The sequence below is a fragment of the Kitasatospora sp. NPDC034035 genome, assembly GCF_055575755.1.
This window is the reverse complement of record NZ_JBVISA010000002.1, coordinates 339295-365144: the sequence shown is the minus strand read 5'-3', so window position 1 is coordinate 365144 and position 25850 is coordinate 339295. Positions and strand designations below refer to the sequence as shown.

Genomic DNA, 25850 nt, shown 5'->3' with positions numbered 1-25850 from the left:
AAAGCCTTACCCCCCGACCCGTTTCCGGTACGGCCTACTCCGCGTCCGCCTAACGCGACCGGCGCAGCGGGTTGATCACCCCGAACGCCCCGGTCAGCGTGGACGGGTCGACGAAGGAGCCGCCCGGCCCGTGCGTGCGGCGGAAGTTGTCGACCAGCCCGCGGAACGACGGGTCGACCTTCGCGCGGTACGCGGCCAGCAGGTTGACCCGCTCCGGCGTGGACAGCTCCTGCTCGGCACGCAGCTGGTGGCTGCGCGACAGGTGGTACATGCCCTCGACGGTGTACCCGGCGTCCAGCCAGCCCTGCCACAGCGCGTCGCGGTCCGCCTCCTGCCCGGCGAAGTACTCCAGGGCGCGCTGCCGCGGCTCGGTCGGCGCGGCCGCGGCCGGCACCGGCTCGGCCCGCAGCTCGACCCGCCGCCCGCACAGGTACAGCACCGCGACGCCCTTGCGGACGCAGAAGTTGAGCGCCTCCCCGGCCTGGTCGACGACGGCCTCGGCCTTGTCGTTGAGCGAGGTGTTGCACAGGATCGGCACCCCGGTCGCGGCCCGGAACGCGTCCAGCGCCCGGTGCAGCCGCGGGTTGGACTCGGCGGTGACGGTCTGGTGCCGGGCCGAGCCGTCCAGGTGGACGATCGCGGGCACCAGGTCCCGCACCTCCGGCCGGACCTGGACGGCCTCCAGCATGTACGGCGACTCGCGGTCCGAGGCGAACCACTCGCCCGCGTACTCGGCCATCACCATCGGCGCGACCGGGCGCCACCACTGGCGCCGCTTGTACGTGTTCAGCAGGTCCTTGACCTTGTGCGAGCGCGGGTCCCCGATCAGGCTGCGGTGGCCCAGCGCGCGCGGCCCGAGCTCGGCCCGGCCGTCCACCCAGGCGATCACGCCGTCCGAGACGTCGGCGACGAACCGCTCGGCCTCGAAGTCCGTCACCGAGGCGATCCACGGCGCGAACTCGGCCAGCGCCTCCTCGACGTCCAGCACGTCCCGGCCGTAGTACGGCGAGACGATCCGCAGTCCGGCTTCCGCCAGCGCGCCGGCCCCGTACAGGCCGAGCAGGCCGAGGCCGATGCCCTGGCCGGAGTCGTTGGCGCACGGCGGGGTGACCAGGCCCTTGAAGCCGAACCGGTCCATCAGCAGCGTGTTGGTGGGGCAGTTGAGCGCGTAGCCGCCGCTGGTCGACAGGTGGGTGTCCTCGGCGCGGATGCCGCCGACCTCCAGCAGCCGTTCCACGTTGCGGATCGCGACGCCCTCGCAGCAGCGCTGGATGACCTTCATCACCGCGCTGCGCAGGTGGTCCTCGCGGCTGAGCGTGTCGTCGAGCTCGACGCCGGCCAGTTGCTCGTCGGCGGCGGCCACCACGGCGCGCACCAGGTCGTGCGCGGCCTTCCAGGGCTGGGTCGCGGCGCCGCCGAAGAAGGTGACTTCCGCGATGGCCGCCTCGGCGTCGTACTCGATCGCCGCGGTCGAGGCCGAGGCCAGGGCCATCAGCGAGCCGGGCTCCAGGCCGAACACCGTCTCGGCGGCGGTGTACAGCGGGCCGGGAGACTCCACCGGCTCGAAGGTGATCCGCCCCTGCTTCACCACGCAGCCGGCGTACCAGTAGGTGTTCGGGCGGCTCTCCTGCGCGTAGTCGGGCAGTGCGTCGATCGCCAGACCGATGATCTGCCCGTCACGGAACAGCGGGACGTCCCGCAGCACCCCGCTGAACAGGTGCGCCAGGCTGTGCAGCGGGAACTCCTCCGACCCGGCCGGCTTGGGCACCGACTGCGCCTTCGGCAGCCCCGGCGTGCCCCAGGTCGCCGTCACGTCGTCGAGGGTCAGCCCCTCCTCGGCCAGCAGGGCCGACAGGAAGGCCTCGGCCCGGCCCTCGGTGTACAGCGGCCAGAAGTGGTGCTTCTGCCCGCTGACCCGCTCCAGTTCCCACACCCGCACCAGTTCGACGTCGGCGCCGTCCCGGCGCCACAGCGCGACATTCTGGTCGTGCCGCACCGAGAAGACCGCACCCGGCCCCGGCGGCGTGAGATAGGCGGAAAGGAAATACTCGGCCACGGTTACCTCTTTTTTCCTCGGTCTGCCCAGGAGGAGGTAATTCCGGCCCGTTCGCGAGGGGATTTCCCGCACCCCGCCCAGGGCCGGCCGCCCGCCCCCGGCACCAGCGACTACCCGGTCATTCGACCATGCGTGCGGACGCCCGGTACATACTGAAATCCCCGTTTACGCACGTCCCGGCCGCCCGCATACGCATGCGCAGCGGGGCCGGCGGCCCGTCTGACGGAGTTTTTGACAGAGCAGCCAAGAACTGCCATCATCCTCCCATGGCACGCCCGAGGAAGTTCGACACCGAGGCCGCGATCGACGCGGCCATGAACACCTTCTGGACCAAGGGGTACACCGCGACCTCGACCGACGACCTGGCCGAGAGCACCGGCATGCTGCGCGGCAGCCTGTACAACGCCTTCGGCGGCAAGCGGCAGCTGTTCGAACTGGCACTGCGCCGCTACCGGGAGCAGGGCGCCGCCGGCGCGAACGCCATGGCCGACGACCAGCCGCCACTGGAGCGCATCCGGCGGCTGCTGCGCACCGGGGTGGACCGCACGACGGCCGACCACCGCGGCTGCCTGGCCGTCAACACCGTGACCGAACTGGCCGGGCCCGAGCCGGAGTTGGCACACCTGGCCCGACAGGCCTTCATCCCGCTGGAGTCCGCGCTGACGACGGCGGTCGAGGCGGGCCGGGTCCGCGGCGAGATCCGCGCGGACCGCACCCCGCAGCAGCTCGCCCGGCAGGTGATGGCCGCCTTCCACGGCCTACTGCTGCAGGCCAAGGCCGGCTTCGAGCCCGAATCGCTGCACGCGACCGTCGACGCCGTCGTCGACGACCTGCGCGCCTGAGTTTCTCCGCCGGGCCACCCCCGGCGCTTTTCCTGCCCAAGTTTTTGGCACTTCAGCCAATAACAGCCCTCACCGGAGGCCTGACCCGATGTCCGTCCAGCCCCGCCCGACCCATCAGTCTCGCCCGCCCCGTCCGTCCAGCCCGCTCCAGCGGCTCCGCCCACCCCTCCTGCCCGTCATCCTGGCGGCCTTCTTCATGTACGGCTTCGACGGCAACGTCGTGAACGTCGCCCTGCCCGCCATCCGCGCCGACCTCGGCGCCGGCCAGGCCATGCTGGAACTCGTCGTCGCCGGCTACGTGTTCAGCTACGCCACCGGACTCGTCCTCGGCGGACGGCTCGGCGACATCCTCGGCCACCGGCGGATGTTCCTTACCGGGATGGCCGCCTTCACCCTGGCCTCCGTGCTGTGCGGACTGGCCCAGTCCCCCACCCAGCTGGTGCTCGCCCGCCTGCTCCAGGGCCTCACCGCCGCCGCCATGGTGCCCCAGGTGCTCGCCCTGATCACCACCGCCCTCCCCGCCGAGGGCCGGCCCCGCGCTCTGGCCTGGTTCGGCGTCACCGGCGGACTCAGCGGCGTCTGCGGCCAGTTGCTGGGCGGCGTCCTGCTCGACGGCGACCTCTTCGGCCTCGGCTGGCGCGCCGTCTTCCTCGTCAACCTGCCGGTCGGCCTGATCGTCCTCGCCGTCGCCGCCGCCGTCCTGCCCCGCACCACCACCGGCCGCCGCCCCGCCCTCGACGGCATCGGCGTGCTCGCCGTCTCCGGCTCGCTGGCCCTGGCCCTCGTCCCGCTCGTCCTCGGCCGGGAGGCCGGCTGGCCGCTCTGGGCCTGGGCGATGCTCGCCGCCGCCGTCCCCGCCTTCCTGGCCGCCCTGCGCTGGGAGAGCCGCCTCGCCGCCCGCGGCGGACAGCCGCTGCTCGACCCGGCGCTGTTCCGCGGCCGGGTCTTCCGGACCGGACTGGCCGTCAACGCCGCCTTCATGGCCTTCTTCGCCGGCTTCGTCTTCGTCATCAGCCTCACCGTGCAGACCGGCTTCGGCTACAGCCCGCTCCGCTCCGGCCTGGTCTTCACCCCCATGGCCGCCCTCGCCATGGTCTCCTCGCTGACCGGCAAGCGCCTGATCCCCCGGTACGGGCTCCGCGTCCCCGTCGTCGGCGGACTGATCACCGCCCTGAGCCTGCTGCTCACCGCCCTCGCCCTGCAGACCGACGGCGAACGGCATGCCCTCCCCTGGCTGCTGACCACCATGGGCCTGATGGGCATCGGCAACGGCCTCGTCCTGCCCTCCCTGATCGGCGCCCCGATGGCCGGCATCACCCCCCAGCGCGCCGGCACCGCCGCCGGCACCCTCTCCACCACCCAGCAGTTCGCCGCCGTCACCGGCGTCGCCGTCCTGGGCGGCACCTACTTCGCCGTCCTCGACCACCACACCCACGCCACCGCCGCGGCAGCCGCCACCTGGCTCGCCCTCGCCGCCGTCCTCGCCATGATCGCCCTCACCCTCCGCCTCTCCCGCGCCACCACCGCCCCCGCCCCCGCCCCCGCCGAAGCCTCTCCCGCCCGCACCGCCGTCCCGGCACCCGCTCGGGCGAACTGAGCGACCTCCGGCGCCAAAGGCCCCTTGGGCACACCGCAGTTGAGCCTCCACCCGGGCCCGACCCGCCCGCCCCGGCCGGGCCCCTCCCCGGCCCCGAAGACGACGAAGGGCGTCCTCCCCTCAGGGGAGAACGCCCAGGTCGGACAGCATTCGATCGGGTGGGGCACCAGGGGCTCGAACCCTGAACCTACGGATTAAAAGTCCGCAGCTCTGCCAATTGAGCTAGTACCCCGCGGCCCTTGGTCCCGGTGGTGCCTGGTGGGAGGGCCAGGGCGATCCTACCCGGTGGGGCCCCGGGCTCCGCCAGTGGATTGCGCGGGCGCGCCGGGGGTGTGCAGCGGCCCTTGAGGCGGGGTGTAGTGGGCGGCGCGGACGCGGCGGAGCCAGGCCTCGGCGGGGCGGGGGTCGGGAGCGGCCGGGAGGACGCCGGGACCGGCCAGCCGGTCGGCGGCGTCGGCCAGCAGGGATTCGGCGACGGCGGGGCGGTCGGCGATGCGTTCGCCGAGGTCGCGGATCCGTTCCGGGTCGGGCAGCCGGATCAGGTTGTGGCCGGTTTCGTGCAGGCGGACGGCCTGCTCGACCAGCCGGACCAGGTGCCGGGCGTGCTTGGCGGCCCGGCGGCGGGTGGCCGGGTCGGTGGTGTCGCGGGTCAGCAGCTTGCGGAACTGCTGGTCGGCGTACCCGAGGTAGGCCTTCCGCACGGCGGGGGCGCTGAGGAAGGCCGCCCGGATGCCGATCAGCTCCTCGCCGAGCGGAGTGCGGGTCTCGTACAGATGGTCCGGCAGCCAGACGAGTTCGGATGCGGTCGGGTTGCAGGTCAGCGCGAGCCGGCACCACTTGGCGGCCTCGTGCAGGGTGAGGTCGGGCCGGGTGCTGACGTGCGACTCGGCCGGGCGGTGCAGGCCGTGCAACTCCTCGGTGGGGGTGGCGAACAGGCCCAGCCGGTCGAGGTCGGAGCCGGCGTGGGCGAAGCCGTACGCGGTGGAGCCGACGATGCCGGAGAGCAGGACGGTGCCCGGAGTCTCCGCTGGGGACAGGGCTGCGGGCACGGGCGGTCTCCTCCCGGGAGGCGTACGGACGGGCTGCGGACAGGCTGCGGACAGGTACGGGGCATCTTCTCCGGAACAGGCCGCGCCGGGCGAGCGAATTCCGGTCCGGGGCCCGCCCGGCCGCCGATACTGGCCGCATGGAGCACGATCCCCACGTGGAAGCGGTGGCAGCCGTCGGCGTCGAGAAGCTGCGGGCCTGGTGGTCGCACCGGCAGTGGCTGGACCGCCCGCACAGCGGCGCGTCCGCCGCCGAGGTGCTGGCCGCCACCGGCTGGGCCCGCTCCGTGGGCGGCGCGGCGCCGTACCTGGGCCTGTTCGCCCGGGCCGGGATCCGCCGGGCGGCGGTGGACGCGGCGGTGGCCCGGCTCGAGGTGCACGAGCTACCGGCCGCGCGGGGCTGTACGTACGTGCTGCCGGCCGCCGACTTCGCGCTCGGCCTGGCCGCCGGCGCGGCCGCGCCGGCGGGTGAACTGGTCGCGGCGGAGAAGCACCTGGGGGTCGGCCGGGACGAGGTGGAGAAGCTCTGCCTGGCCATCGAGCGCGTCGTGTCCCCGGACGAGCCGCTGGACCCGACCACGATCCGGGAGTCGGTCGGCGACGCGGTCCGCCCGCTCGGCGACGCGGGCCGGAAGCGCGGCGTCGCCACCACCCTGCCGCTCGCCCTCGGGCTGATGCAGTCGCGCGGCCGGCTCCGCCGGGTGCCCGTCAACGGCCGTCTGGACCAGCAGCGTTACGGCTACGTCGGCTGGGACCAGCCGGTCGCGGGGGACGCCGTCGACCTCGCCCGCCGCTACTTCGCCTGGGCCGGCCCGGCCACCCTCAAGCACTTCCGCTGGTTCTCCGGCTTCACCGCCGCCACCGCCCGCCGGGCCGTCGCCGAGGCGGGCGTGGTGCCGCTCGCACCCGGCTCGGAGCTCCTGTTGCCACCCGAACTCGCCGAGGAGTTCGCCGAGTTCAGGGCACCCCGCACACCGCACTACACCCTGCTGGCCGGCATCGACGGCATCCACCTGCTGCACCGCGAGCTGTCCCGGCTGCTCGACCCCGCCGACGCCGCCCGCCCGCTGCCCGCCGGCCGGGCCGGCCGCGCCTTCGGCACCGAGGCCGACCCGCAGACCCACGTCGTGCTCGACCGCGGCCGGATCGTCGGGCTCTGGGAGTACGACACCGAGCGGGCCGAGATCGTCCTGCTGCCCTTCGTCCCGCTCGACGACGCCCTGCGCGAGGCGGTGGCGCGCACCGAGGCGTTCGTCCGCGAGGAGCTCGGCGACGCCCGGGGTTTCAGCCTCGACTCGCCGAAGAGCCGGGCGCCGAAGATCGCGGCGCTGCGGGCGGCGGCGGGCGCGGCGGGCGTGGCCCGCCCAACGGCCGGGTAGCGTACGGATCATGTCGACCACCACCACCGACGGCGTCCTGCTCGTCACCGGCGCCGGCCGCGGCATCGGCGCCGCCACCGCCCTGCTGGCCGCCCGCCGCGGCTACCGGGTCTGCGTCAACTACCGTACGGACGAGGCCTCGGCGGCCGCCGTGGTGGACGCCGTCCGGGCCGAGGGCGGCACCGCCCTCGCCGTCCGCGCCGACGTCAGCCGGACCGCCGAGGTGGAGCGGCTGTTCGCCACCGTGGACGCCGAACTCGGGCCGCTCACCGGCCTGGTGAACAACGCGGGCACACTGGAGAAGCAGTGCCGGCTGGAGGAGATCGACGAGGACCGGCTGAACCGGATCTGGGCCTCCAACATCACCGGCCCGTTCCTGTGCGCGGCCCAGGCCGTCCGTCGGATGTCCACCCGGTACGGCGGGCGCGGTGGCGCCATCGTCAACGTCTCCTCGGCCGCCTCCCGGATCGGCTCGCCGAACGAGTACGTCGACTACGCGGCCGCCAAGGGCGCGGTGGACTCGATGACCCGCGGCCTCGCGCTGGAGGTCGCCGCCGAGGGGATCCGGGTCAACGCGGTGCGGCCCGGGCTGATCCACACCGACATCCACGCGCTCGGCGGCGAGCCCGGGCGGGTCGACCGGGTCGCCCCGAACCTGCCGATGCGGCGCGGCGGGCAGCCGGAGGAGGTCGCCGAGGCGATCCTCTTCCTGCTCTCCCCGGCCGCCTCGTACACCACGGGGGCCTTCCTGGAGGTCTCGGGCGGCCGCTGACCGCCGTTCCCGGGCGGCTGACGATCCCCGAGGGCCGTTCCCGGGCGGGTCGGGGACCGATTTCGGACAGCGTCGACCCGCTACCGAACGGCCCCCTCCGGTTTCCTTCCGCACGTCTGCCCCCGCCCGTACGGTGGGGGCCATGACCGACGCCTTCATCGACATCCCCGGTGTGCGCAACTTCCGTGACGCGGGCGGCATCGGCGCCCTCCGCCGGGGCGTGCTCTACCGCTCCGGCTCCTTCCACGCGCTCACCGAGGAGGGCGCCCGGCGGCTCAAGGCCCTCGGTCTGCGGACGGTGATCGACCTGCGCAGCGCGTTCGAGCTGGAGATCTGGCCGGACCAGCGGCACGGCCTCGACCACGAGGCGTTCAACCTGCCGGCCCTGCCCGCCGACCGCGGCGGCGTCGACCGGCCCTGGCCGGAGGACCAGGCCGCCCTCTACCCCTTCATGGCCGAGACGGCCGGGCCCTCACTCGCCGCCGTCATGCGCCGCCTCGCCGCACCGGATTCGCTGGCCGTCGTGGTCCACTGCGCCGTCGGCAAGGACCGCACCGGCCTCACCATCGCCGTCCTGCAGTCCCTGCTGGGCGCCTCCGAGGCCGACATCACCGCCGACTTCCTGCTCTCCAACCTCGGCCTCGGCCTGGACAAGGGCCCCGTCCCGTACGTCGACGAGACCGGCGCCGAACGCCTCTCCCGGCCGGTCGGCGCCGAGCTCCTCGCCTCCTCCCTCGCCTGGATCCGCACCCACCACGGCACGATCCCCGCCTACCTGCGCCACCACGGCGCCACCGAGGCCGAACTGGACGCCGTCCGCGCCCACCTCTCGGCCTGAGCGGCGGCCGGGCCCACCGCTACCCCCGTCGCTCGAAGCGCCACCACTGGGTCGGCTCGTCGAGGTCCTCCCACTGGTGGACGACACCGTCCGGGCTCTCCGGCGCGGTCAGCGGCTTGCCGCTGATGAAGCTGGTGACGGTGTACGTCCCGGGGGCGTCCACGTGGGCTTCCAGCAGCCATTCCTGGGCGCCGAAGGCGTTGGCGCCCCACTGCTGGACGGGGACGCCGTTGTCCGGGGAGGCGCCGGTGACGTCGAGGCGCTTGCCGCTGGCGGCGTTCTCGACGTGGAAGAGCGCGCCGCCCGGGTGGACGGCGGTGAGGTGCCAGAGCTGGGCGTCGGTGCCGTCGTCCGCGCCCAGGACGATCCGGGCGCCGCTGCGCCGGGAGGCGTCGGCGACCTGCAGCAGCAGGCCGCTGCCGACGTTGCGGAGGAGGTAGCTGCCGTCGGTGATCGCGGAGTCGGTCGCGCTGTCTGTCACGGTCGAAGTCTGCCACCGGGCACCGACAGGCCTCGTGGCCGAAGTGGCCGCGCGGCGGGCGTTTCGACCGGACCGGCTCCGCCGCCTATGCTGCGGCGAATGTCCACCGAGCAGATACCGTCGCACCGTCAGCAGCCCGCGTTCCTCGACGCCGTGGCCGAACTGGAGGCGGTGGTCGCCGCCGGGGACGACGAGCGTTTCGGCTCCACCCTCGGCCTGGTCGGCGGCCTGTTCGGCTCGGCCGACCCGGAGGAGCGGGCGGCGGCCGGCCCCCGGCTGGCCGCGCTCCTGCCGGACGCCCCGCCGTTCCCCCGTTCCCACCTGGCGATGGTGGTGGGTGCCTGCGTCGAGTACGGCGCCGACCCGGTCGCCTGTGCCGGCCCGGTGCTGGCCGGCCTGCGCGGGGCGCTGACCGGGGTGGAGCTGCTGGTGCGGCGCTGGGCCGAGACCGGCGGCGGCCCGCTGCCGGACCCGGAGGAGGACGATCCGGCCGCGGCCCACGAGCGGATCGCCGACCCGGCGCTGCTGGACGAGTGGCACGCGCACCTGGCCGTGGTCGGCTGGTGGACGCTGCACCTGTGGCAGCAGGCGTCCTGGGCGGTCTACTCGCACGCCCCGGTCCGGGCCGAGGCCCACGCCTCGGGGGTGACCGAGGCGCTCGTGGAACTGTTCGGCCGGTACGGGGGCGAGCAGCACGACCTCAGGGGCCTGGGCCACCTGGCGCTGATGCTGGACGACGAGCCGCTGCTGGTGCTCGACCGTCCGACCGGCACCGGCTACCTGCTGCGGATGAGCGGCCTGAGCGACACCTTCCAGCTGCACACCCTGCTCGCCGACGTGCTGATCGGCGGCGGCCACCTGCCCGGCGCCCCGCAGGACCCGGAGGTGGCGGCGCTGGCCCGGACGGCCTTCCTGGACGGCCGCCGGGTGACCGCGACCGGCGCCTTCAACCTGGTCGCCCCGGACGGCTCCTGGCTCTGGAACGAGGGCACCCCGAGCGACATCCCGGTGCTGGACGGCCTGCGCACCCTGGTGCTGGAGCCGCTGCCGTACGAGCGCAGCTGGTCGGCCGGGCGGTTCATCCAGGAGGTCCCGGGCGACCTGCGGCTGGAGCGGGTGCTCGACCCGGCGGAGGCGGCGCACAAGCTGGCCCGTACGGTCCCGGGGCAGTCCCCCGCGGAGGCCTTCCGGTAGCGGGCGTACCGACGAGCCGCAGGCCCCGGAGGTTCGCCGGCCCGGTCGGGTTAGGGTCGGAATCCGACACAGCCCCGAGGAGTGGAGTCGACGATGGCGAAGGTCCCGAACGTGCTCGCGGCCGCCGCGCCCGCCGCGCTGACCGCGGCGAGCGGTCTGGTCGGTGGTTACGGCGTCGCCCGCTGGACCGGCCGGCGCGAACTGGGCGGCGCGGTGCTGGCGGTGGCCGGCGCCGGGGCGGCCGCGCAGTGGCGCCGGAGCTCGGGCCCGGGCGCCGCGGCGGCGCTGACCGGCCTGTACGTGGCGGCCTTCGGCGGCTCGCACCCGCTGGCGAAGAAGATCGGCGCCTGGCCGTCCGTCTTCGCCGTCACCGGTGTGGTCGTGGCGGCCTCCACGGCCGCGACGGCGCTGTCCGCCCGCAAGCGGTAGCCGGCCCGCGGTAGCCGGCGGCCCGCCGAACGGGACGGCCCGCCCCTCCCGCTACTGCTCCCCCTTGCCGAACCGGGCCTCGAAGGCGGCCCGGTTCGCCGAGACCGGCGAGCGGTCCCAGACCGCGAACACCACCCGCTCGAAGGCCGCCCCGTACCGGGCCAGCGCGGCCTCGAAGGCCTCGGCGACCTGGGCCGGGTCGTTGCCGAACACCCCGCAGCCCCAGGCGCCGAGCACCAGCGCGCGCACCTCGTGCCGGGCCGCCGCCGCGAGCACCCGGACGGCCCGCTCGGCGAGCACGCCCCGCACGTCCGTACCGGGCGAACGCCGTTCCAGCTGCCCGGCGTTGGGCGCGGGCGAGGTCAGGAAGGTGACCGGGTACGGCTGCGCCAGCAGGTCTCCGCGCCGGTCCCGGATGACCGGCACGTCGGGCGAGACGATCACCCGGTGGCTGTACCGGAGGTCGGTGGAGGCCCGGTGCGCCTCGTAGTAGTCCGGCGCCTCCAGCAGGCAGCTGTACAGCAGCGCGCTGCGGCACACGTCCTCCTCCTGGGCGCGGGCCCCGCGCAGGTACCCGCCGCCGGGGTTGCGCGCGGAGGCGAAGTTCAGCACCCCGACCGGGCCGCCCCCGGCCTCGACCAGCCGCCGGGCGGCCTCGATGCTCCCCTCGGCCGTCACCTCGACGCTGCCGCGCGGCCCCGGGCCCGGCTCGCCCGCCGCCACCAGCGCGTCCAGCGCCTGCGGTGTGTACGACACCGTGCCGGCCTGCGCCGCCGTCAACTGCTTCCCCACCCGCACGGGTTCGCCGCCGGCCGTCCGGTAGTCCCCCCGCTCGGCGATCTCCTCGTTCACCCGTGCCACGTCCTGCAGTCTGCTGCTCATGCTCCGGACGCTACGGGACTACCGCGTCCGCGCGCCACAGGTTATTCTCACTTCCAGAACAACACCTCGGGGGGAGCATGACGAGGTGTCGGGGGGTATCGGGGGAACGCGAAGGGCCCGCTCCGGGGGACGGAGCGGGCCCTTCGTACGTTCAGCCGGGCGGGCGGTCGACTACCGCCCGTACGACGTCAGTTCTTCCAGCGCGGCTTGCGGTCGTCGCGGTTGAAACCGCCGCGGTCGGCGCCACGGTCGCGGTCGCCGAAGCCACCACGGTCACGGTTGAAGCCACCGCGGTCGGCCTGCGGACGGCCGCCGGAGCGGTGGTCGTCGCGGCGGGCGAACGGACGGCTGCTGCTGCTGCCGCCACGCTCGTCACGGCCGAAGGCCGGACGGTCACCGAAGGAACGGGCCGGACGGTCACCGAAGGAACGGCCGCCGCGGTCGTCGCCACGGTCGCGGTTGAAGCCGCCGCGGTCGCCACCGCGGTCACGGTCGCCGAAGCCACCGGAGCGACGGTCGTCGCGGTCGCGGCCGCCGAAGCCGCCACGCTCGCCACCACGGTCACGGTTGAAGCCACCGCGGTCGCCACCACGGTCACGGTCGCCGAAGCCACCGGAGCGACGGTCGTCACGGCCACCGAAGCCACCGGAGCGACGGTCGTCGCCACGGTCGCGGTTGAAGCCGCCGCGGTCGCCGCCACGGTCACGGTCGCCGAAGCCACCGGAGCGACGGTCGTCACGGTCGCGGCCGCCGAAGCCGCCACGCTCGCCACCACGGTCACGGTTGAAGCCACCGGAGCGACGGTCGTCGCCACGGTCACGGTCACGGTCGCGGTCACGACCGAAGGCCGGACGCTCGCTGCGCGCCTCGCGGTACGCCGGGGCGCGGTCCTCGGTCTTCGGCGCGGAGGCGCGGTCCTCGGCCTTCGGCGCGGAAGCGGGGGCCTCGGCGGCGGCCGGAGCGGCAGCGGCCTCGGTCGGCTCGCCGGTCTCGTCGGCGGCCGGCTCCTCGTCCTCGATGCCCAGGTCGGCCCGCTCGCGCGCCGCACGGGCGGCCAGGCGGTCGGCCTCCTCGCGCAGCTCGGTGGCGCGACGCTGCGCGCGCTCCAGCTGGCGGGTCATGTCGGCGATCTCGCGCTCGGCGGCACCGGCGATGTTGGCGGCGCTCTCCGCCTGGACCTCGGTCAGCGAACGGGCGCCGGTGATCCGGGCGACCTCCGCGTCGAAGGCGTGGTCCAGGATGTGGCGGCTGGCGTCGACGCCCGCGTCCTCCATCAGGCGGAAGATGCCGCGACGCTGGTGCGGCAGCACCAGGGTGACGACGGCGCCGGAGCGGCCGGCCCGCGCGGTGCGGCCGGAGCGGTGCAGGTAGTCCTTGTGGTCGCCGGCCGGGTCCACGTTCAGGACCAGGTCGATGCCGTCGACGTGGATGCCGCGGGCGGCGACGTCGGTGGCGACGACGACGTTGACGTAGCCGTCCTTGAAGTCGCCGAGGACACGGGTACGGGCGCCCTGGGTCATGCCGCCGTGCAGCGCGTCGGCCTTCACCCCGGCCTCGATCAGCTGCTCGGCGACCCGGTCGGCGCCCATCTGGGTGCGGACGAAGATGATCGTGCGGCCCTTGCGGGCGGCGATCGCGTTGGTGATCGGCGCCTTGTCCTTGGGCTTCACCACGAGGATGTGGTGGGTCATGGTCGTGACGGCGCCGGCCGAGGGGTCGACCTCGTGGGTGACCGGGTTCTTCAGGTAGCGCTTGACCAGGGTGTCGATCTCGTTCTCCAGGGTGGCGGAGAACAGCAGGCGCTGGCCGCCGGCCGGCACCTGGTCGAGGATCTCGGTGACCTCGGGCAGGAAGCCCATGTCCGCCATCTGGTCGGCCTCGTCGAGCACGACGGTCTGGACGTCGGCGAGCTTGGCACTGCCGCGGTTCAGCAGGTCCCGCAGGCGGCCCGGGGTGGCGACCAGGACGTCGACGCCGCGCTCCAGCGCGTAGATCTGGTTCGACATCGAGGTACCGCCGCAGACGACCTTGAGCTTGAGGCCGAGCACCGAGCCGAACGGCTCCAGGGCGTCGGCCACCTGCATGGCGAGCTCGCGGGTCGGGACCAGGATCAGGCCGCGCGGGTGCTTGGGCTTGGTGCGCTCGCCGTCGGCGAGGCGGGTCAGCAGCGGCAGGCCGAAGCTGAGGGTCTTGCCGGAGCCGGTACGACCACGGCCCAGCACGTCCTTGCCGGCCAGGGCGTCCGGGATGGTCGCGGCCTGGATCGGGAACGGGGTGGTGACGCCGCGCTTGGCGAGGGCGCGCACGACGTCGTCGTGCAGGCCCAGGTCGCCGAAGGTGAGGGTCGGCTCGGCGGCCGCCTCCTCGGTGGCCTCCACGGCCTCGGCGATCACCTCGTCCGCGGCGGTGTCGATGGTGTCGATGGTGTCGGTGACATCGGCGGCGGCCTCGTTCGCGGGCATGGCGAAGCGGGCGTCGTCAACGAGAGACATGCAAAACCTTCCGGAAGTGGCACGCGCCAAAGTCCGGGGTTCTGTTTCACAACCGCCTCTATGCGGTCAGCCACGGATCGCCGGAACGCGCCAAGGGCGCCAGATGAATTAGGGCGCCAGTCAAATGAATCAAACGAACGATCTACCACCATAGAGGACCCGGGGGGGCAGAGGCAAATGCCCTGGTTGATCCCCCAGTGCCCACCCCCAGTGCCCACCCCCGGCGCCCACCGCTAGTGCCCGGCGGCGCGCGGGCTCGGCGCCGGGGAACCGGAGCTGCCCGACGAGGGTTCCGGGCCCGGCGGGACGGTCGCGGCGGGCGAGGTGTGCTCGGGCTCGGGGGTGCTCGACGGGCGGCTGCTCGGGGTGGCCGAGGGGGAGCCCGCCGAACCGCCGGAGCGGGGCTCGCCGGTGCCGCCCGTCCCGCCGGAGCCCGTCGTGCCGCCGGAGCCGGTCGACGCGCCGCCGCCGGGGTGCGGCGCCGGGCTGGTGTCCACCGCGCCCGCCGAACCACCACCGGGCGCACCCGCCGGAGCCCCCGGCACCGGGACCACTCCGGTCACCGTGCCACTCGCCCCGGGCGCCACCTCGCCCGGCGTCGAAGCCGTGGCCCCGCCCGGCGCGTTCTCGGCCTGCGGGCCCCCCGGCCGCTCCGGGCGCCCCGACACACCGCCCGGGTGCCCGGCCCCCGGCGAGGCCGACGGCCCGCCCGTCGCCCCCGGCCGGGCCGCAGCACCGGCCTGCCCGACCGGCGCCACCCCGCCGTGCTTCTCCTCCGCCGCCGGGCCCACCGACATGCACCCGGTCAGCCCCATTCCGGCCACCGTCAGCACCGCCGCCGCCCGCACCGCCCGTGAGCGCAGCACCGCCGTGTTCCGTACCCGCACCGCCCGCACCGCCCGCGCCGCTCGCACTGCCCGAACCGCTCGTCCTGCCCGAACCGCCCGCACCGAAGCCACCGAGGTCCCTCTCTACCGCCCCACCCGGGCCGCCCACTCACGCGCGGCCGCTTTCGGTGCCCAACGCGCGCCCGGCCCGGCGGGACACGGGCAGGGCGGCAGTTCGCCCCCGGTCTCCCGCCGAGGGCGCCGCCTCAGCCCCGGAGTTTCAGCCCCGGAGCATCCGCCCCGAAGCCTCAGCCCCGAAACCTCAGCCCCAGAGCGCCGAGGCCAGCTCCGCCCCGGCGTACACCGCGGCCAGCCCGGCCACCACGCTGCCGGCCACGTTCGCCAGCGCGAACCGCCCGGCACCGGTCTCGGCCAGCCGCAGCGTCTCGTACGAGAAGGTCGAATACGTGGTCAGCGCACCGCACAGGCCCGTCCCCAGCAGCAGCTGGACCTGCGAGGACGCCGCACCCGCCGCCACCGCGCCGGTCACCGTCCCGAGGATCAGGCAGCCGACCACGTTCACCGTGAAGGTCCCCCACGGAAACACCGAGTCGTGCCGGGACTGCACCGCCCGGTCGGTCAGATACCGCATCGGCGCGCCGACCACCGCGCCCGCCACCACCAGCAGCCAGTTCACCCCGCCGACTCCCCCCGACCCGACCCCTCGCCCGACCCCCGGTCCGAACCCTCGCCCGAGCCGCCACCCGCGCCGTCACCCGAACGCCCGTCCGGGCCGCGCCCGGTGTAGGTCACGACCTCGCACCGGTCCAGCAGCACCAGGCCCTCCGCCACCAGTCCGTCCAGCTGCGGCAGGAACGCCCGCACCCGCTCCTCCTCGTCCACGATCACCACCGCCACCGGCAGGTCCTCGCTCAGCGACAGCAGCCGCGTGGTGTGCACCAGCGACGACGCCCCGAACCCCTCGATCCCCCGGAACACGCTCGCCCCGGCCAGCCCGGCCGCCCGCGCCCGGTGCACGATCTCGCTGTACAGCGGGCGGTGGTGCCACCGGTCGCTCTCGCCGACCAGCACCGTCAGCCGCAGCGCCGGCCCGCCCAGCCGGGTCACCGCGCGCCCCCGCCGGTCGCGGCGCCGCCCCGCACGGCTCCGCGGCGCACCGCGCGGTGGATCAGACGCCGGGTCAGCCCGGCCGCCGCCCACACCGCGACCAGCGCGCCCAGCAGCGTCAGCCCCAGGTACGCCAACCCCGGCCCGAGCCGGCCCGCCTCCAGCAGCCGCCGGACGTCCACCGCGTACGTCGAGAAGGTGGTGAACCCGCCCAGCACGCCGGTGCCGAAGAACGGCCGCACCAGCGGATGCGCCTGGCGCCCCTCGGTGATCACCACCAGGAACACCCCGATCACCGCGCAGCCGACCACGTTGACCAGCAGCGTCGTCCACGGGAAGGCCGTCGGCCCGGTCTGCCAGCCGAGCCCCGCCGCGTACCGGGCCACCGCCCCGATCGCCCCGCCGGCCGCGACCGCCGCCACGGCGGGCCCCTGCCCGCGCAACACCGGCGGCCGGTTCGGCACCCGGGCCGCGACCGGCGGCGGCGTCCGGGGCGGACCGTCCACCGTGCCGTCCAACGCGCCCTCCGAGGTCGTCATAGCCCCATCAAACACCGGCCTCCGCCACCTGGCACACCGTCACCCCAGACCCGACAATGATCCGGTGGAGATGACCCGGGAAGAGTTCGAGACGCTGGTCAGCGATGCGCTCGACCAGATCCCCCCGCAGCTCGCGGCCATGATGGACAACGTCGCGATCTTCGTCGAGGACGAACCCGACCCGAGCGACCCCGAACTCCTCGGCCTCTACGAAGGCACCCCGCTCACCGAACGCGGCGAGTGGTACGCCGGCGTCCTGCCCGACCGCATCCTGATCTACCGCGGCCCCACCCTCCGCCACTGCGAGACCCGCGAGCAGGTGGTCGAGGAGGTCCGCACCACCGTGATCCACGAGGTCGCCCACCACTTCGGTTTCGACGACCACGAACTCGACGAGCTCGGCTGGTCCTGACCCCCTCCGCAGCCCCGCCCCGCCCCCGCTCCACCGGCCGGCCGAAACCCGTTTTGGCGTTCCGCCCGACATCCCATATGCTTCTCGACGTCCCCGAACGCTGGAAACAGCGGGACAGGCCGCAAGCCCTCATCGTCTAGTGGCCCAGGACGCCGCCCTTTCAAGGCGGTAGCACGGGTTCGAATCCCGTTGGGGGCACGCAGTACCGTAGTAAAGTGCAGTGCCGCAAGACCTTAGTGGTTCGCCACTACCAGGTCCCGTGGAGCAGTTGGTTAGCTCGCCACCCTGTCAAGGTGGAGGTCGCGGGTTCAAGTCCCGTCGGGATCGCTCGTCTCGCAAGAGACGGTGCAGTACGGCCAGGTAGCTCAGTTGGTACGAGCGTCCGCCTGAAAAGCGGAAGGTCGCCGGTTCGACCCCGGCCCTGGCCACATAGCCTGACCAGGCACGATGCCCTCGAAGCAGATCGCTTCGGGGGCATTTTCGTGTTGTTTGACGCCAACGGCGCAGCGGACGGTCACTCCCCTCACCAGCCCAGTGAGTACGTGACGTACTTGACGTACTTCCACCGGAGGGCGACCCTGGCCCTCGGACGAGGAGGCTTCCCATGACAGCGGTCCACTATGAGAGCTATACCGAAGCCCGAGCACATCTGAAGGACCTGCTGGACGCGGCGGGGCAAGGCCGGGTCGCGACCGTTCGCCGAGACACCGGGTACGCGGCCGTGGTCGACGCGGGGCGGCTGCGCCACGCTCTCACTCTGCTGTGCCCTTCCAAGGCCGAGGTGGTCGCCGAGGGCGGCGGCTGGTCGGTGTTCTTCCCCGGCCTGCCGGTCGCCGCGGACGGCGGCACATTCGATGAGGCCATCGACGAGATGGTCGACGCGCTGCGCGAGTATGCGGAGGACTGGCAGGACCGTCTCCTGAACGCGCCGAATCACCGCGGCAATTGGGGCCTGGTCCAGCTCATCGGCCTCAGCGACGACACCCAGCTCCGCGACTGGCTACTCGGAGCCGCGAAGTGACCTGGCCTCAGCCGACACGCGAACGACACGAGCAGTTCTGCAAGATCGAAGGCTGGGGCCGCGTACGGGACGCCCGTGGCCGCGCCGGCACCCATCACGTGACCTACGAACTCGGGCTTGCCGCCGGGCGCGTCCTGCGCACCCGAGTGTCTCATCCGGTGGACCGCACCGCGTACGGCGCCGGTATGTGGGCACACATCCTCCGCGACCAGTTGGATGTGACGGAGGACGTGTTCTGGCCCTGTGTCCTGGAAGGCACGCCTCCCGGTCGAGGCGCGCCTGAGCCACCACGCGAGACACTTCCCGCAGATCTGGTCCACCTGCTGATCAGCCGCGCCGGACTCACCGAGGACCAGGTCGCCGAGCTGGACAAGGCCCAGGCGATCGCGCGACTCCAGCAGTTCTGGACCGAGGGCCACTGACACACTGCCCTCGCTGCCGGTTCAACGCGCCCGGCGTGCCGAGCTCCCACCTCGGGTCTGGGAGCTCCGAAGCGACTTCACCGCCACGGCACGACGCACATCGCCCTGCCCGAGGGCTTCGGGCGATCCCCTGGTCAGCGGTCGGCCAGCAGCGCGCTCGCCAGCGCCGATGCGGTGCTCGGCCCCTTGCCGTGGCGCGGTCGTGCTCCGGACAGTGACGGCATGCGCTTGGGACCGCGTTCCTGGCGGGCCCTCTCGATGACCGTAGTCCCGGTCTCCGCCTCCAGCACGGGGGCGTAGCCGGCGGCACGAAGCGCAGTAAGGGTCGCTTCCGGCTCGGCCGTGCTGATCAGCACGGTCGGTGCGATCCGGCGCAAACCGAGCTTGGAGAGCGCACGGGCCGCGGCGAGCTCCGACACCAGTGCCTCGTCGTCGGAGCGGATGCAGCAGGCGGAGCGCACCACTCGCATCCGGCCGTGGGTCCGCGCGGTGTCCTTGATCAGGTACTCCAGGGGCTGCGGAAGCGGCCGCCCGCCCGCGGAGACGTCGGCCAGCCGAGCCAGCAGGTCGGCGGCGTCCAGTCCGGAGTCCAGCGCCCGGCGGACCGCCGCCGGGGTGATCCGCCACACCACGGCATGGCCCTCCGACTCCCGGTCCGCACAGGCGGCCAGCAGGTCGGTCAGCTCTGGTGCGGCAGCTCCGGCGACCACGGCCGTAAGGTCCGCCTGGAACCGGGCAGTGGTCTGCGGCGCGGGCAGCAGCGCGTCCAGGGCAGTGGACAACTGCCGGACCGCCTCGTCCAGAGCAGGACGGTCGTGCAGCGCCGGCCCCGCGCCAGGAACGGCGGGGAAGTGGCGGTGCGCCCCCGCCCTCAGGAGCCCGAGCACGGCGTGCCCGAGCGGGGTCAGCGCTCCGTGGGCGACGACCCCGAGCAGCTCCGCCTCGGCCAGGGTCGCCTCGACCCGCTCAGCCTCCCACGGCCCTTGGGCGAGGGCGGTCGGGCGGAACCAGGCCGCCGTGGCGCTGAGGCCGGCGAGAGCGGTCGCCCGCGCGCGGGCGGACTTGCCGGTGGGGACTCCGCGCCCGGCCGGGAGGGTGGCCAGAGCCTCCAGCACGGCGTGGCGCAGATCGACGGCCTCGCCGTCCTCCGGCGTGACCAGCGCGACCGGGGTGTCGTTCTCGTCCGGCCAGTGGCTGAATACCTCGGGCACCACCGCCCAGGTGGCGACGAGCGGCAGCAGCCGTTGAGCCGGTGGGGCCGCCAACCACTCGTCGTACCGCTCGGTGGGCAGCATCCGGGCAGGTGGCGGGGATTCCGGCCGACGCGCGCGGCCCCGTCCTCTTGCCGGGGCCTCCGGTTCCGCGGCGCAAGGGGTGATCAGGTCCGCGTTGTTCGCCAGGTCGAGCCACAGCCGGGCCCATTCCTCCGACATGCCGACCGCCTTCGCCAGCCGACGGGTGTCCCGGACTGCGATTCCGCCCGCCTTACGCACGGCGAGTGGCTGCGCGGCAACCTGACGAAGCATCAGCTCGACCCGGGAGGCCGCCTCGGCCAAGGCCGCCTGCGCCTGGCTCTCGACTGCACCACCTGGGATCTCCACCGTGCCCTCGACCGGGGGCGGGGCAGACTGGTAGCTCAGCGCGCGATCGTGGTCGCGCAACGCGTCGGCCACCTCGCGCGGCAGTTCCGCCAGGTCCTCATCCACCGGAAGGACCAGGCCGCGGGCGGCCAGCCAGTCCGTGCCGGGATCTCCCGAGCCGCCTTCCCGGAAGGTGAACTTGCCTCCGGAGCCCGGGTAGAAGCCGCCGTACCGGGAGACGAAGCAGTGCGTACGCAGCAGTGGCGGGCCCGGGACCAGTTTGTTTAGCAGGTCCAAGGCCGCGGGCGGCGCCTCGGCGGCCATGGCGCGCACGCGCTTCGCGTCCCTGAGCACGTCCACGATCTGCCGCTGCGCCTCGTCCCGAGTCCGCGTCTTCGCGAGCCCCAGCCCCTGCGCGATGCGGTGGATCTCCGGAGCGTTGAAGGCCTCGGTGAGCAGTTGTTCGGCGGGCCGGCCGTAACCGTCGCCTTCACCCGCCTGGCGGTGGACCAGGATCGGAACGATGACCCTGCTTCCGGGCGAGGGCAGTACCAGCGCCCGCTCGGTCAGCCGGGACAGCGCGGCCCCGGCCGCAGACCGGCCCCCGCCGTCGAGTTGCAGGAATCGGAAGAGCTGGTCCCGGGGCACGGACCGGTCGGCCGGGTCGACCGCAGGCGCGTCGAGCCGTGGTGAACGGCCGCCGTAGCCCATGAACAGGTGATGAGCGGGCGGGAGGGCCGGTAGCGGACCGTGCAACCGTTCGGCCAGGGTCGCCACAGCGACCAGCAGTTGAAGATCCCCGAGGTTGATCTCGCTCAGCCCCAGGGCCGTCGAGGCATCCGTCAGCAGGTGGCCGGCCAGGTCGGTCAGGCTCGCCACCCTTGCCGCGTAGGGCAGTTCGCGCTGCTCCAGCAGTTCGGTCAGCTGCGAAGGAGTACGGTCGGCCAGCCAGATCGCGAGACTTCGTGCTGCTTTCACCGCGCCAAGCGTAGTGAATCGCCAGCGGGGATGGGGCCAGAGGTTTGAACCAGGGACCTTCCACCGTCGCTTGACGCCGACGCGAACCGAAGTGGGCTAGGGCATCCGTTGACGCCCTCTCCCCCGGCCTTCGGCCGGGAGGTACCCCGAGGTGCCCCCGGCGGACGGTGGTCCCTCGGCGAAGTGCCTGGCGTCAACCACGGAGAGCCCGGTGGTCGAGTCGGCGCAGCAGGCCGGGCAGGTGCCGGTACTCCTCGCGGAGCCATCCTCGTCTTTGACTCAACGCTGCCAACCCCGCTTCACGCCGCGTCGGCGCGCCGACGCGGCACGAAGCGCATCGTCGTCCTTCCGTCCAGCGGGGCCAGCTGGATGTCGAGGTCCGCCTCCAGCGCTTCGGCGAGCCGTGCCAGGAGGGGGAGGGTGGGGGTGGTTTCCCCCAGTTCCACGCGGGAGATGCCGGGCTGCGTCATGCCGGCCCGCCGGGCGAGTTCGGCCTGGGAGATTCCCAGTTGCCTTCGTCTCTCGCGTAGAGCGGCCGACAGCTGCTGCCCGTAGTCCATGGCTTCCCCTCAGGCAGCGCGAGCAGCGAAGCTGACTGCCGTGCCCGAGGTCGCCAGGTGGACGTCCACGGACACCTCCAGAGCCGCGGCAATCCGGAGCAGCAACTCGGAGGTGACCGGGAGGACTCCCCCAACCTCGAGGTGTTCCACCTCGTCGGCGGTGACACCGAGGCGAATCGCCAGCTCATCCTCGTTCAGGCCCAGCTGGGTGCGCCGGTCGTAGACCAGCTGACCGAGTGCCATGGCCAGACGGATCTGCTCTCGCTCGGCGACGATTGCGGGGGGCTCGAACTCCCCGTGCAGCGCGCGCTTGTCCCTAGCCAGCTGCCAGCGTGCGTGGTTCACCGCTCCTCCTCCGCCGTGCACGGTCGCGGCAGCCGGTTCGCCGCGCATGCGGCGCAGGAGTTCGGCTCCCAGCTGAGGCTCGTCCCCCAGCGCGAGGCGCAACAGGAGGTCGTCCTTCTCCTTCTCGGGAAGCGCGGCGATCAGCGGCGCCAGCTCCTTCTTCCCGGGCCTCTTCCGAGGTGCGGGGGCCGGCGGGCTGGCCTGGGCGGCGACCGCCAGCAGGTCGGCGTCGACGCGCAGGAAGTCCGCGAGCGCTCGCTGCGGGGCGGTGAGCCGGTCGAGCCCGGCCGGGACCGGGGGCTCGACCGCTTCCCGGTAGGCCTCCTCGTCGTCCTCCTGGAGCGCCCAGGCGCCGATGGCGGACAGCCATGCGAGGTACAGGGCACGGTGGTCCCCGGCGGCCAGCTCGGCCCGCACCCCGGCGATGGCACCCAGTGAGTCCTCGGCGCCCTCGTCCCAGTCTCCGCTCTCGTCCTCGCTGCGCAGGTCCAGGACGAGGTGGGTCTTGGTCGTCCATGCCTCGACGCACTCGTCGAAGCAGTACGGCTCCACCGCCCGCAGCGGGAGCTGCCCCTTGGGCAGGCGCAGGATCACCTGATGGGTGCCCCAGTTGGTCAGGTAGAGGTGGGCGTCGTAGTACTGCTCCACCATCCGCCGAGGATCGCCGCGGAAGTTGCCCCACTGATATTCGTTGGTGAAGCTGGTCGCGGTGATCCGGGCCCGGGTGGACAGCGACCGCAGTTGCCCCTGCTCGTCGCTGGTCAGCGGCCGGTCGATCGCCAGGAACTCGTAGTACTGGTACTCGCTCATCGCGGCGACCCTAGCGGGAATGCCGGTCGTCGCTCTTCTGGAGACCGGCGACGCCATCGACCCGGCCATCGGTGACAGGACATTCAAGACCAAGTCCAGCCAGGAGCTGTACCACCTGAACCTGCTGGTCGAATGGGCCAAGGCGGCCCGGCTGCTGCGGGTCCCCGGCGGCCGCCTGGTGCCCGTCAAGAAGAACGCGCGCGTGCTGGAGGACCCCGAACGCCTCCTCGACGCGCTGTTCGAGGCCGTCCCGCGCATCGGCGAGGCGGTACTCCCCTTCGGCTGGCTCGGCTCGATGCTCTCTGAGGAATACCCCGCCGGGCTGCGGGCGGTGCTGACGAGCCTCTACGCTGCGGACCTCCCGGTGCCGGAGCAGAAGCTGCGGACTGCGGTGTGTGACTACGGTTGACGCCAACGCTGACGCCAACCGCCCCGAACGATGGCGTCCGACGGCAGCCTTCCGCGGACGAGAGAATCACCCAAACTTGGGCATCTCGACGCCCCGGCTTGGCCTGAAAAGCGGAAGGTCGCCGGTTCGACCCCGGCCCTGGCCACAACCGGGAAGCCCCCGTAGCGAATTCGCTACGGGGGCTTCGTCGTTCCGCAGGCCCGGCCACGGGCTGCTACCCGGCGAGAACACCGATCTGATCCCGCCCGACGTCGGCCCTTCTCCAGCAGGCCGGACGCCACCCGCCACCACCGGCGCGAGGACATCGGCTTCGGGGAGACGCTGCGCGTCCCGGACCCCTTCGGCTTCGAGCCGGCCACCGACGGCCTGCTGCCGTACCGGCCCCGCGCCGCCCGAGATCCCCCCGCAGGGGGAGGGGGAACCACCGGCGGGACGATCCGTCGGGGTGGGGCGGGGCGGGACCGTGGGGGCATGGAGACGACGAGGGACACGGGCTGGAACCGGGTGGCGGCGGGGGCCGGGTACGTGGCGGCGGGCTGGGCGGTGGCCTTCGCGCTGGTGCACGTGTACTGGCTGGCCGACGGGCGGCTCGGGCTGCCGGAGGGCCGCTCGGTGTGGAGCAGCACGCCGCTGCTGGTGATCGACGTGATCGCGATCCCGCTGTGCGCGGTGGCTGCGGCGGTGGCGCTGGCGCCGGTGCGGCGGTGGGGCGGGCGGGTGCCGGCGCGGCTGCTGACCGGTGCGCTGTGGGGCACCACCGCGCTGCTGGTGCTGCACGCCGCGCCGTCCGTGCCCGACTGGATCGCCCTGGCCGTCGGCAGCCGGTCGGGCGCCGAGCTGGACGCGATGGCCCGGTTCGCGACCTTCGGCTACGAGCCGTTCTTCCTGGCCGGCGGCCTCCTCTTCGCCCTCACCTCGCTCGGCCGACGGGCATCCCGCCGGTCAGCCGCGCGGTCAGCCGCGCGGTGAGCCGGTCGGCGGTGGTGGCGAGCCAGTCCGGCAGGGCGGGGCCGAGCAGGTGGTTGCCGTCCGGGACGAGGAGCAGCTCGGCGTCGGGGGCGTGCTCGGCCAGGGCGGTGGCGGTGGTGACGCCCGGGATCCGGTCCTCGCCGCCCTCGACGACCAGCAGCGGCAAGGCACCCCGCCCCGCTCGACGTGCCCGGCGAGGACCTCGGGGATCCGGCTCAGCCGCTTCGGGTGGAACCCGGTGGTGTTGCCCATCGGTCGGCACCTCTCCGACCCTTGACGGCACATCAGGTCGATCGGGGCCACTGTGCCGCACGGCACCGACAATTCGGACGAGGCGGGCGGTCCGGGACGGCGGAGGGCGGCTCAGGACGTGCGGAACCAGTTGTCGTCGGTGCCGAGGACCGTGCCGTCGGCGGCGTAGAGGGTGAAGGTCCTGGCGTCCGAGCCCGGCTTCTTCGGGATGGCGAACCAGCGGGTCGTGGAGTCGCCGACGGCGACCGGCACCGCCTCGGTGGAGCCGCCGGTCTGCCAGGTGACCACGACCTTCGCGACCTCGGGCGTGACTCCGGCGACCACCACCGGCGAGGCGCCCAGCTCCCCGCCCTTGGCGCCGAGCATCGCCCCGCCGCCGGAGAAGGCGGAGGCGGGGACGGACCCGGGGGCGGACCCGGCGCCCGGCTTCGCCGGCACGACGGTCTGGTGCACGGTGTCGTCCACCTGCCGCCGGCCGTCGAGGGTGAGGTAGAGGTTCACCTCGTCCAGGTCGGCCCGCCAGTGGCGGTCGACCTCGCCGTTCGTCATCTTCGGCAGCTGTGGGATGGCGGTGTGCCGGTCCTCCCAGCGCAGTTCCTCCTGCCGGTAGGCGTCCTCCTTGGTGGGGGCAGCCGGCCACAGGGTGGCCCAGGCCTGCCAGGTGTGGCCGTTGGCGGTGCCTTCGCCGACCTTGACCCGGATCGGGGTGAACGGGTCCCGCGCGGGCTCGGTGGGGGTGGCCGCCGCGGAAGCCGGGGCCGAGCCGGACGCCGAGGCCGCCACCGCCACGGAGGAGACCGCCTGCCGGCCGCGCTCGCCGAGCACCGCCCCGCCGCCGACGACCGCCGCGACCAGCACCGCGGCCGCGCCGGCGGTCAGCAGCCGCCGGCGGCGCAGCCGGCGCCGCCCTCCGCTGAGCAGCCGGTCGTACGGCACCGTCCCGATGTCGACGCTCCCGGCCAGTTCGCCGAGGGCCCGCGCGGCCTCCGCCGCGTCGTCCCCGGCGCCCGCGGGGCCCCCGGTCATCGACTCCTTGTTCATCTTCCGCCTCCGATGGTGGTCAGTCCGCTGAGTGAGGAGGCCTGCCGGAGCTTGGCGAGCCCTCGGGCCGCCTGGCTCTTGACCGTCCCGACCGAGCAGCCCATGGCCGCCGCGGTCTGGGTCTCGGTGAGGTCCTCCCAGTAGCGCAGGACGACGGCCTGGCGCTGGCGCGGCGGCAGTGCGCCGAGCGCGGCGAGCAGCGCGGCCCGGTCGTCCGGGTCGGCCCCGGCCGGTGCGGCCCGGTCCGGGACGGCGTGCACGAGCTGTTCGACCGGTCTGCGCCGGAACCGCCGGGCGTGTTCGTTGACCAGGATCCGGCGGACGTACGCGGGCGGGTCGTCGGCCGCGCCCACTCGGCCCCAGGCGACGTACGCCCGCTCCAGGGCCTGCTGGACCAGGTCCTCGGCGCCGTGCCGGTCCCCCGCGAGCAGGTAGGCCGTCCTGAACAGCCGCGACCACGCGCTGCCGGCGAACGCCCGGAACTCCTCGTCCCGTGCGGTCTTCTGGGCTCCCATGAGCACCTCCTCAAACCCCCAGAGCCCGCAACGG

27 protein-coding genes and 4 tRNA genes are annotated in these 25850 nt (G+C 73.8%); 15 read left to right on the top strand and 16 right to left on the bottom strand.

The genetic code is table 11. The features are described 5' to 3' along the window. Window positions 1–49: 49 nt before the first annotated feature. On the bottom strand, window positions 50–2056 hold the full coding sequence (locus tag ACZ52J_RS04480; RefSeq protein ID WP_465615751.1) for a carbamoyltransferase C-terminal domain-containing protein: 2007 nt from the start codon (window positions 2054–2056) through the stop codon (window positions 50–52). 266 nt (window positions 2057–2322) lie between these two features. On the opposite strand from ACZ52J_RS04480, the gene ACZ52J_RS04475 reads away from it, so the two are divergent. Next, window positions 2323–2898, top strand: coding sequence for a TetR/AcrR family transcriptional regulator (locus tag ACZ52J_RS04475; RefSeq protein WP_465615749.1), 576 nt, complete (start codon window positions 2323–2325; stop codon window positions 2896–2898). An 88-nt stretch (window positions 2899–2986) separates the two neighbouring features. Beyond that, window positions 2987–4495 carry an MFS transporter gene (locus ACZ52J_RS04470; RefSeq protein WP_465615747.1) on the top strand — a complete coding sequence of 503 codons (1509 nt, stop codon included), beginning with the start codon at window positions 2987–2989 and terminating at the stop codon, window positions 4493–4495. Between the two features lie 159 nt (window positions 4496–4654). Here the strand turns inward: ACZ52J_RS04470 and ACZ52J_RS04465 are convergent. Then, window positions 4655–4727: transfer RNA gene (locus ACZ52J_RS04465), tRNA-Lys, on the bottom strand. A gap of 46 nt (window positions 4728–4773) precedes the next feature. Next, complete coding sequence (locus ACZ52J_RS04460) at window positions 4774–5544, bottom strand: nucleotidyltransferase domain-containing protein (RefSeq protein ID WP_465615745.1); 771 nt, start codon at window positions 5542–5544, stop codon at window positions 4774–4776. Window positions 5545–5681: 137 nt separating this feature from the next. Between ACZ52J_RS04460 and ACZ52J_RS04455 the strand changes: the two genes are divergently transcribed. The 3 genes from ACZ52J_RS04455 (at window position 5682) to ACZ52J_RS04445 (ending at window position 8530) form a co-directional block, all read left to right on the top strand. Further along, a complete protein-coding gene (locus ACZ52J_RS04455) occupies window positions 5682–6920 on the top strand; it encodes a DNA glycosylase AlkZ-like family protein (protein WP_465615743.1) in 1239 nt (412 codons plus the stop codon). Window positions 6921–6930: 10 nt separating this feature from the next. Next, window positions 6931–7692: an SDR family oxidoreductase gene (locus tag ACZ52J_RS04450; protein WP_360497858.1), complete on the top strand. Its 762-nt coding sequence runs from the start codon at window positions 6931–6933 to the stop codon at window positions 7690–7692. A gap of 142 nt (window positions 7693–7834) precedes the next feature. Further along, on the top strand, window positions 7835–8530 hold the full coding sequence (locus ACZ52J_RS04445) for a tyrosine-protein phosphatase (protein ID WP_465615741.1): 696 nt from the start codon (window positions 7835–7837) through the stop codon (window positions 8528–8530). Window positions 8531–8549: 19 nt separating this feature from the next. Here the strand turns inward: ACZ52J_RS04445 and ACZ52J_RS04440 are convergent, their stop codons facing one another. Next, entirely contained in the window at window positions 8550–9011 is a 462-nt protein-coding gene (locus ACZ52J_RS04440; protein ID WP_465615739.1) for an RICIN domain-containing protein, read from the bottom strand. Window positions 9012–9110: 99 nt separating this feature from the next. On the opposite strand from ACZ52J_RS04440, the gene ACZ52J_RS04435 reads away from it, so the two are divergent. Then, window positions 9111–10205, top strand: coding sequence for a hypothetical protein (locus tag ACZ52J_RS04435; RefSeq protein WP_465615737.1), 1095 nt, complete (start codon window positions 9111–9113; stop codon window positions 10203–10205). A gap of 93 nt (window positions 10206–10298) precedes the next feature. Further along, window positions 10299–10634, top strand: a complete 336-nt coding sequence (locus ACZ52J_RS04430; protein ID WP_360497866.1) for a hypothetical protein — start codon at window positions 10299–10301, stop codon at window positions 10632–10634. Window positions 10635–10685: 51 nt separating this feature from the next. On the opposite strand, the gene ACZ52J_RS04425 is transcribed toward ACZ52J_RS04430, so the two are convergent. The 6 genes from ACZ52J_RS04425 to crcB (ACZ52J_RS04400) all read right to left on the bottom strand — a co-directional run bounded on the left by ACZ52J_RS04425 (window position 10686) and on the right by crcB (ACZ52J_RS04400) (window position 16502). Then, window positions 10686–11516 (bottom strand): TIGR02452 family protein, encoded by an 831-nt coding sequence (locus ACZ52J_RS04425; protein ID WP_465615735.1) that lies wholly within the window; start codon window positions 11514–11516, stop codon window positions 10686–10688. A 188-nt stretch (window positions 11517–11704) separates the two neighbouring features. Further along, window positions 11705–14008 (bottom strand): DEAD/DEAH box helicase, encoded by a 2304-nt coding sequence (locus ACZ52J_RS04420; protein WP_360497870.1) that lies wholly within the window; start codon window positions 14006–14008, stop codon window positions 11705–11707. Between the two features lie 233 nt (window positions 14009–14241). After that, the gene (locus tag ACZ52J_RS04415; protein ID WP_465615733.1) at window positions 14242–14874 is read right to left on the bottom strand and encodes a hypothetical protein; all 633 of its coding nucleotides are present in this window, start codon (window positions 14872–14874) and stop codon (window positions 14242–14244) included. Between the two features lie 283 nt (window positions 14875–15157). Next, window positions 15158–15532, bottom strand: a complete 375-nt coding sequence (gene crcB / locus ACZ52J_RS04410) for a fluoride efflux transporter CrcB (protein ID WP_360497874.1) — start codon at window positions 15530–15532, stop codon at window positions 15158–15160. After that, a complete protein-coding gene (locus ACZ52J_RS04405) occupies window positions 15529–15963 on the bottom strand; it encodes a DUF190 domain-containing protein (protein ID WP_465615730.1) in 435 nt (144 codons plus the stop codon). Before ACZ52J_RS04405 ends, crcB (ACZ52J_RS04410) begins: the two co-directional genes overlap by 4 nt. Then, entirely contained in the window at window positions 15960–16502 is a 543-nt protein-coding gene (gene crcB / locus ACZ52J_RS04400; RefSeq protein ID WP_465615728.1) for a fluoride efflux transporter CrcB, read from the bottom strand. Before crcB (ACZ52J_RS04400) ends, ACZ52J_RS04405 begins: the two co-directional genes overlap by 4 nt. A gap of 70 nt (window positions 16503–16572) precedes the next feature. Here crcB (ACZ52J_RS04400) and ACZ52J_RS04395 point away from each other — a divergent pair, with 70 nt between their 5' ends. The 6 genes from ACZ52J_RS04395 to ACZ52J_RS04370 all read left to right on the top strand — a co-directional run bounded on the left by ACZ52J_RS04395 (window position 16573) and on the right by ACZ52J_RS04370 (window position 18357). After that, complete coding sequence (locus ACZ52J_RS04395; RefSeq protein WP_316523923.1) at window positions 16573–16914, top strand: metallopeptidase family protein; 342 nt, start codon at window positions 16573–16575, stop codon at window positions 16912–16914. Window positions 16915–17039: 125 nt separating this feature from the next. Next, window positions 17040–17112, top strand: a tRNA-Glu gene (locus ACZ52J_RS04390). Window positions 17113–17167: 55 nt separating this feature from the next. Next, window positions 17168–17241: transfer RNA gene (locus ACZ52J_RS04385), tRNA-Asp, on the top strand. A gap of 27 nt (window positions 17242–17268) precedes the next feature. After that, a tRNA-Phe gene (locus tag ACZ52J_RS04380) sits at window positions 17269–17342 on the top strand. 176 nt (window positions 17343–17518) lie between these two features. Continuing rightward, on the top strand, window positions 17519–17935 hold the full coding sequence (locus ACZ52J_RS04375; RefSeq protein WP_465615727.1) for a prevent-host-death protein: 417 nt from the start codon (window positions 17519–17521) through the stop codon (window positions 17933–17935). Then, window positions 17932–18357, top strand: a complete 426-nt coding sequence (locus ACZ52J_RS04370; RefSeq protein ID WP_465615725.1) for a cytotoxic translational repressor of toxin-antitoxin stability system — start codon at window positions 17932–17934, stop codon at window positions 18355–18357. The genes ACZ52J_RS04375 and ACZ52J_RS04370 overlap by 4 nt, the downstream gene beginning before the upstream one ends. A 134-nt stretch (window positions 18358–18491) precedes the next feature. Here the strand turns inward: ACZ52J_RS04370 and ACZ52J_RS04365 are convergent, their stop codons facing one another. The 3 genes from ACZ52J_RS04365 to ACZ52J_RS04355 form a co-directional block, all read right to left on the bottom strand. Then, complete coding sequence (locus ACZ52J_RS04365) at window positions 18492–20915, bottom strand: helicase-associated domain-containing protein (protein ID WP_465615723.1); 2424 nt, start codon at window positions 20913–20915, stop codon at window positions 18492–18494. A 299-nt stretch (window positions 20916–21214) separates the two neighbouring features. Further along, window positions 21215–21475: a helix-turn-helix domain-containing protein gene (locus ACZ52J_RS04360; protein WP_406113099.1), complete on the bottom strand. Its 261-nt coding sequence runs from the start codon at window positions 21473–21475 to the stop codon at window positions 21215–21217. Window positions 21476–21484: 9 nt separating this feature from the next. Continuing rightward, window positions 21485–22630 carry a helix-turn-helix domain-containing protein gene (locus ACZ52J_RS04355; protein WP_465615721.1) on the bottom strand — a complete coding sequence of 382 codons (1146 nt, stop codon included), beginning with the start codon at window positions 22628–22630 and terminating at the stop codon, window positions 21485–21487. Between the two features lie 19 nt (window positions 22631–22649). On the opposite strand from ACZ52J_RS04355, the gene ACZ52J_RS04350 reads away from it, so the two are divergent. Further along, a complete protein-coding gene (locus ACZ52J_RS04350; RefSeq protein WP_465615719.1) occupies window positions 22650–23039 on the top strand; it encodes a hypothetical protein in 390 nt (129 codons plus the stop codon). Window positions 23040–23510: 471 nt separating this feature from the next. Next, window positions 23511–24008 (top strand): DUF3995 domain-containing protein, encoded by a 498-nt coding sequence (locus tag ACZ52J_RS04345; RefSeq protein WP_465615717.1) that lies wholly within the window; start codon window positions 23511–23513, stop codon window positions 24006–24008. Here ACZ52J_RS04345 and ACZ52J_RS04340 read toward each other — a convergent pair. From ACZ52J_RS04340 to ACZ52J_RS04330, 3 genes are all read right to left on the bottom strand, one after another. Beyond that, on the bottom strand, window positions 23950–24174 hold the full coding sequence (locus ACZ52J_RS04340) for an alpha/beta fold hydrolase (RefSeq protein WP_465615715.1): 225 nt from the start codon (window positions 24172–24174) through the stop codon (window positions 23950–23952). The two genes, ACZ52J_RS04345 and ACZ52J_RS04340, sit on opposite strands and share 59 nt — an antisense overlap. 197 nt (window positions 24175–24371) lie before the next feature. Continuing rightward, window positions 24372–25286 (bottom strand): hypothetical protein, encoded by a 915-nt coding sequence (locus ACZ52J_RS04335; RefSeq protein ID WP_465615713.1) that lies wholly within the window; start codon window positions 25284–25286, stop codon window positions 24372–24374. 11 nt (window positions 25287–25297) lie between these two features. Continuing rightward, window positions 25298–25816, bottom strand: a complete 519-nt coding sequence (locus ACZ52J_RS04330) for a SigE family RNA polymerase sigma factor (RefSeq protein ID WP_465615711.1) — start codon at window positions 25814–25816, stop codon at window positions 25298–25300. Window positions 25817–25850 lie beyond the last annotated feature (34 nt).

Bases quoted from the DNA above. Each gene is read 5' to 3' on its own strand.
- ACZ52J_RS04475 (WP_465615749.1), top strand. From the start codon at position 2,323: ATGGCACGCCCGAGGAAGTTCGACACCGAGGCCGCGATCGACGCGGCC.
- ACZ52J_RS04470 (WP_465615747.1), top strand. From the start codon at position 2,987: ATGTCCGTCCAGCCCCGCCCGACCCATCAGTCTCGCCCGCCCCGTCCG.
- ACZ52J_RS04455 (WP_465615743.1), top strand. From the start codon at position 5,682: ATGGAGCACGATCCCCACGTGGAAGCGGTGGCAGCCGTCGGCGTCGAG.
- ACZ52J_RS04450 (WP_360497858.1), top strand. From the start codon at position 6,931: ATGTCGACCACCACCACCGACGGCGTCCTGCTCGTCACCGGCGCCGGC.
- ACZ52J_RS04445 (WP_465615741.1), top strand. From the start codon at position 7,835: ATGACCGACGCCTTCATCGACATCCCCGGTGTGCGCAACTTCCGTGAC.
- ACZ52J_RS04435 (WP_465615737.1), top strand. From the start codon at position 9,111: ATGTCCACCGAGCAGATACCGTCGCACCGTCAGCAGCCCGCGTTCCTC.
- ACZ52J_RS04430 (WP_360497866.1), top strand. From the start codon at position 10,299: ATGGCGAAGGTCCCGAACGTGCTCGCGGCCGCCGCGCCCGCCGCGCTG.
- ACZ52J_RS04425 (WP_465615735.1), bottom strand. From the start codon at position 11,516: ATGAGCAGCAGACTGCAGGACGTGGCACGGGTGAACGAGGAGATCGCC.
- ACZ52J_RS04420 (WP_360497870.1), bottom strand. From the start codon at position 14,008: ATGTCTCTCGTTGACGACGCCCGCTTCGCCATGCCCGCGAACGAGGCC.
- crcB (WP_465615728.1), bottom strand. From the start codon at position 16,502: ATGACGACCTCGGAGGGCGCGTTGGACGGCACGGTGGACGGTCCGCCC.
- ACZ52J_RS04395 (WP_316523923.1), top strand. From the start codon at position 16,573: ATGACCCGGGAAGAGTTCGAGACGCTGGTCAGCGATGCGCTCGACCAG.
- ACZ52J_RS04375 (WP_465615727.1), top strand. From the start codon at position 17,519: ATGACAGCGGTCCACTATGAGAGCTATACCGAAGCCCGAGCACATCTG.
- ACZ52J_RS04360 (WP_406113099.1), bottom strand. From the start codon at position 21,475: ATGGACTACGGGCAGCAGCTGTCGGCCGCTCTACGCGAGAGACGAAGG.
- ACZ52J_RS04355 (WP_465615721.1), bottom strand. From the start codon at position 22,630: ATGAGCGAGTACCAGTACTACGAGTTCCTGGCGATCGACCGGCCGCTG.
- ACZ52J_RS04350 (WP_465615719.1), top strand. From the start codon at position 22,650: ATGCCGGTCGTCGCTCTTCTGGAGACCGGCGACGCCATCGACCCGGCC.
- ACZ52J_RS04345 (WP_465615717.1), top strand. From the start codon at position 23,511: ATGGAGACGACGAGGGACACGGGCTGGAACCGGGTGGCGGCGGGGGCC.
- ACZ52J_RS04335 (WP_465615713.1), bottom strand. From the start codon at position 25,286: ATGACCGGGGGCCCCGCGGGCGCCGGGGACGACGCGGCGGAGGCCGCG.
- ACZ52J_RS04330 (WP_465615711.1), bottom strand. From the start codon at position 25,816: ATGGGAGCCCAGAAGACCGCACGGGACGAGGAGTTCCGGGCGTTCGCC.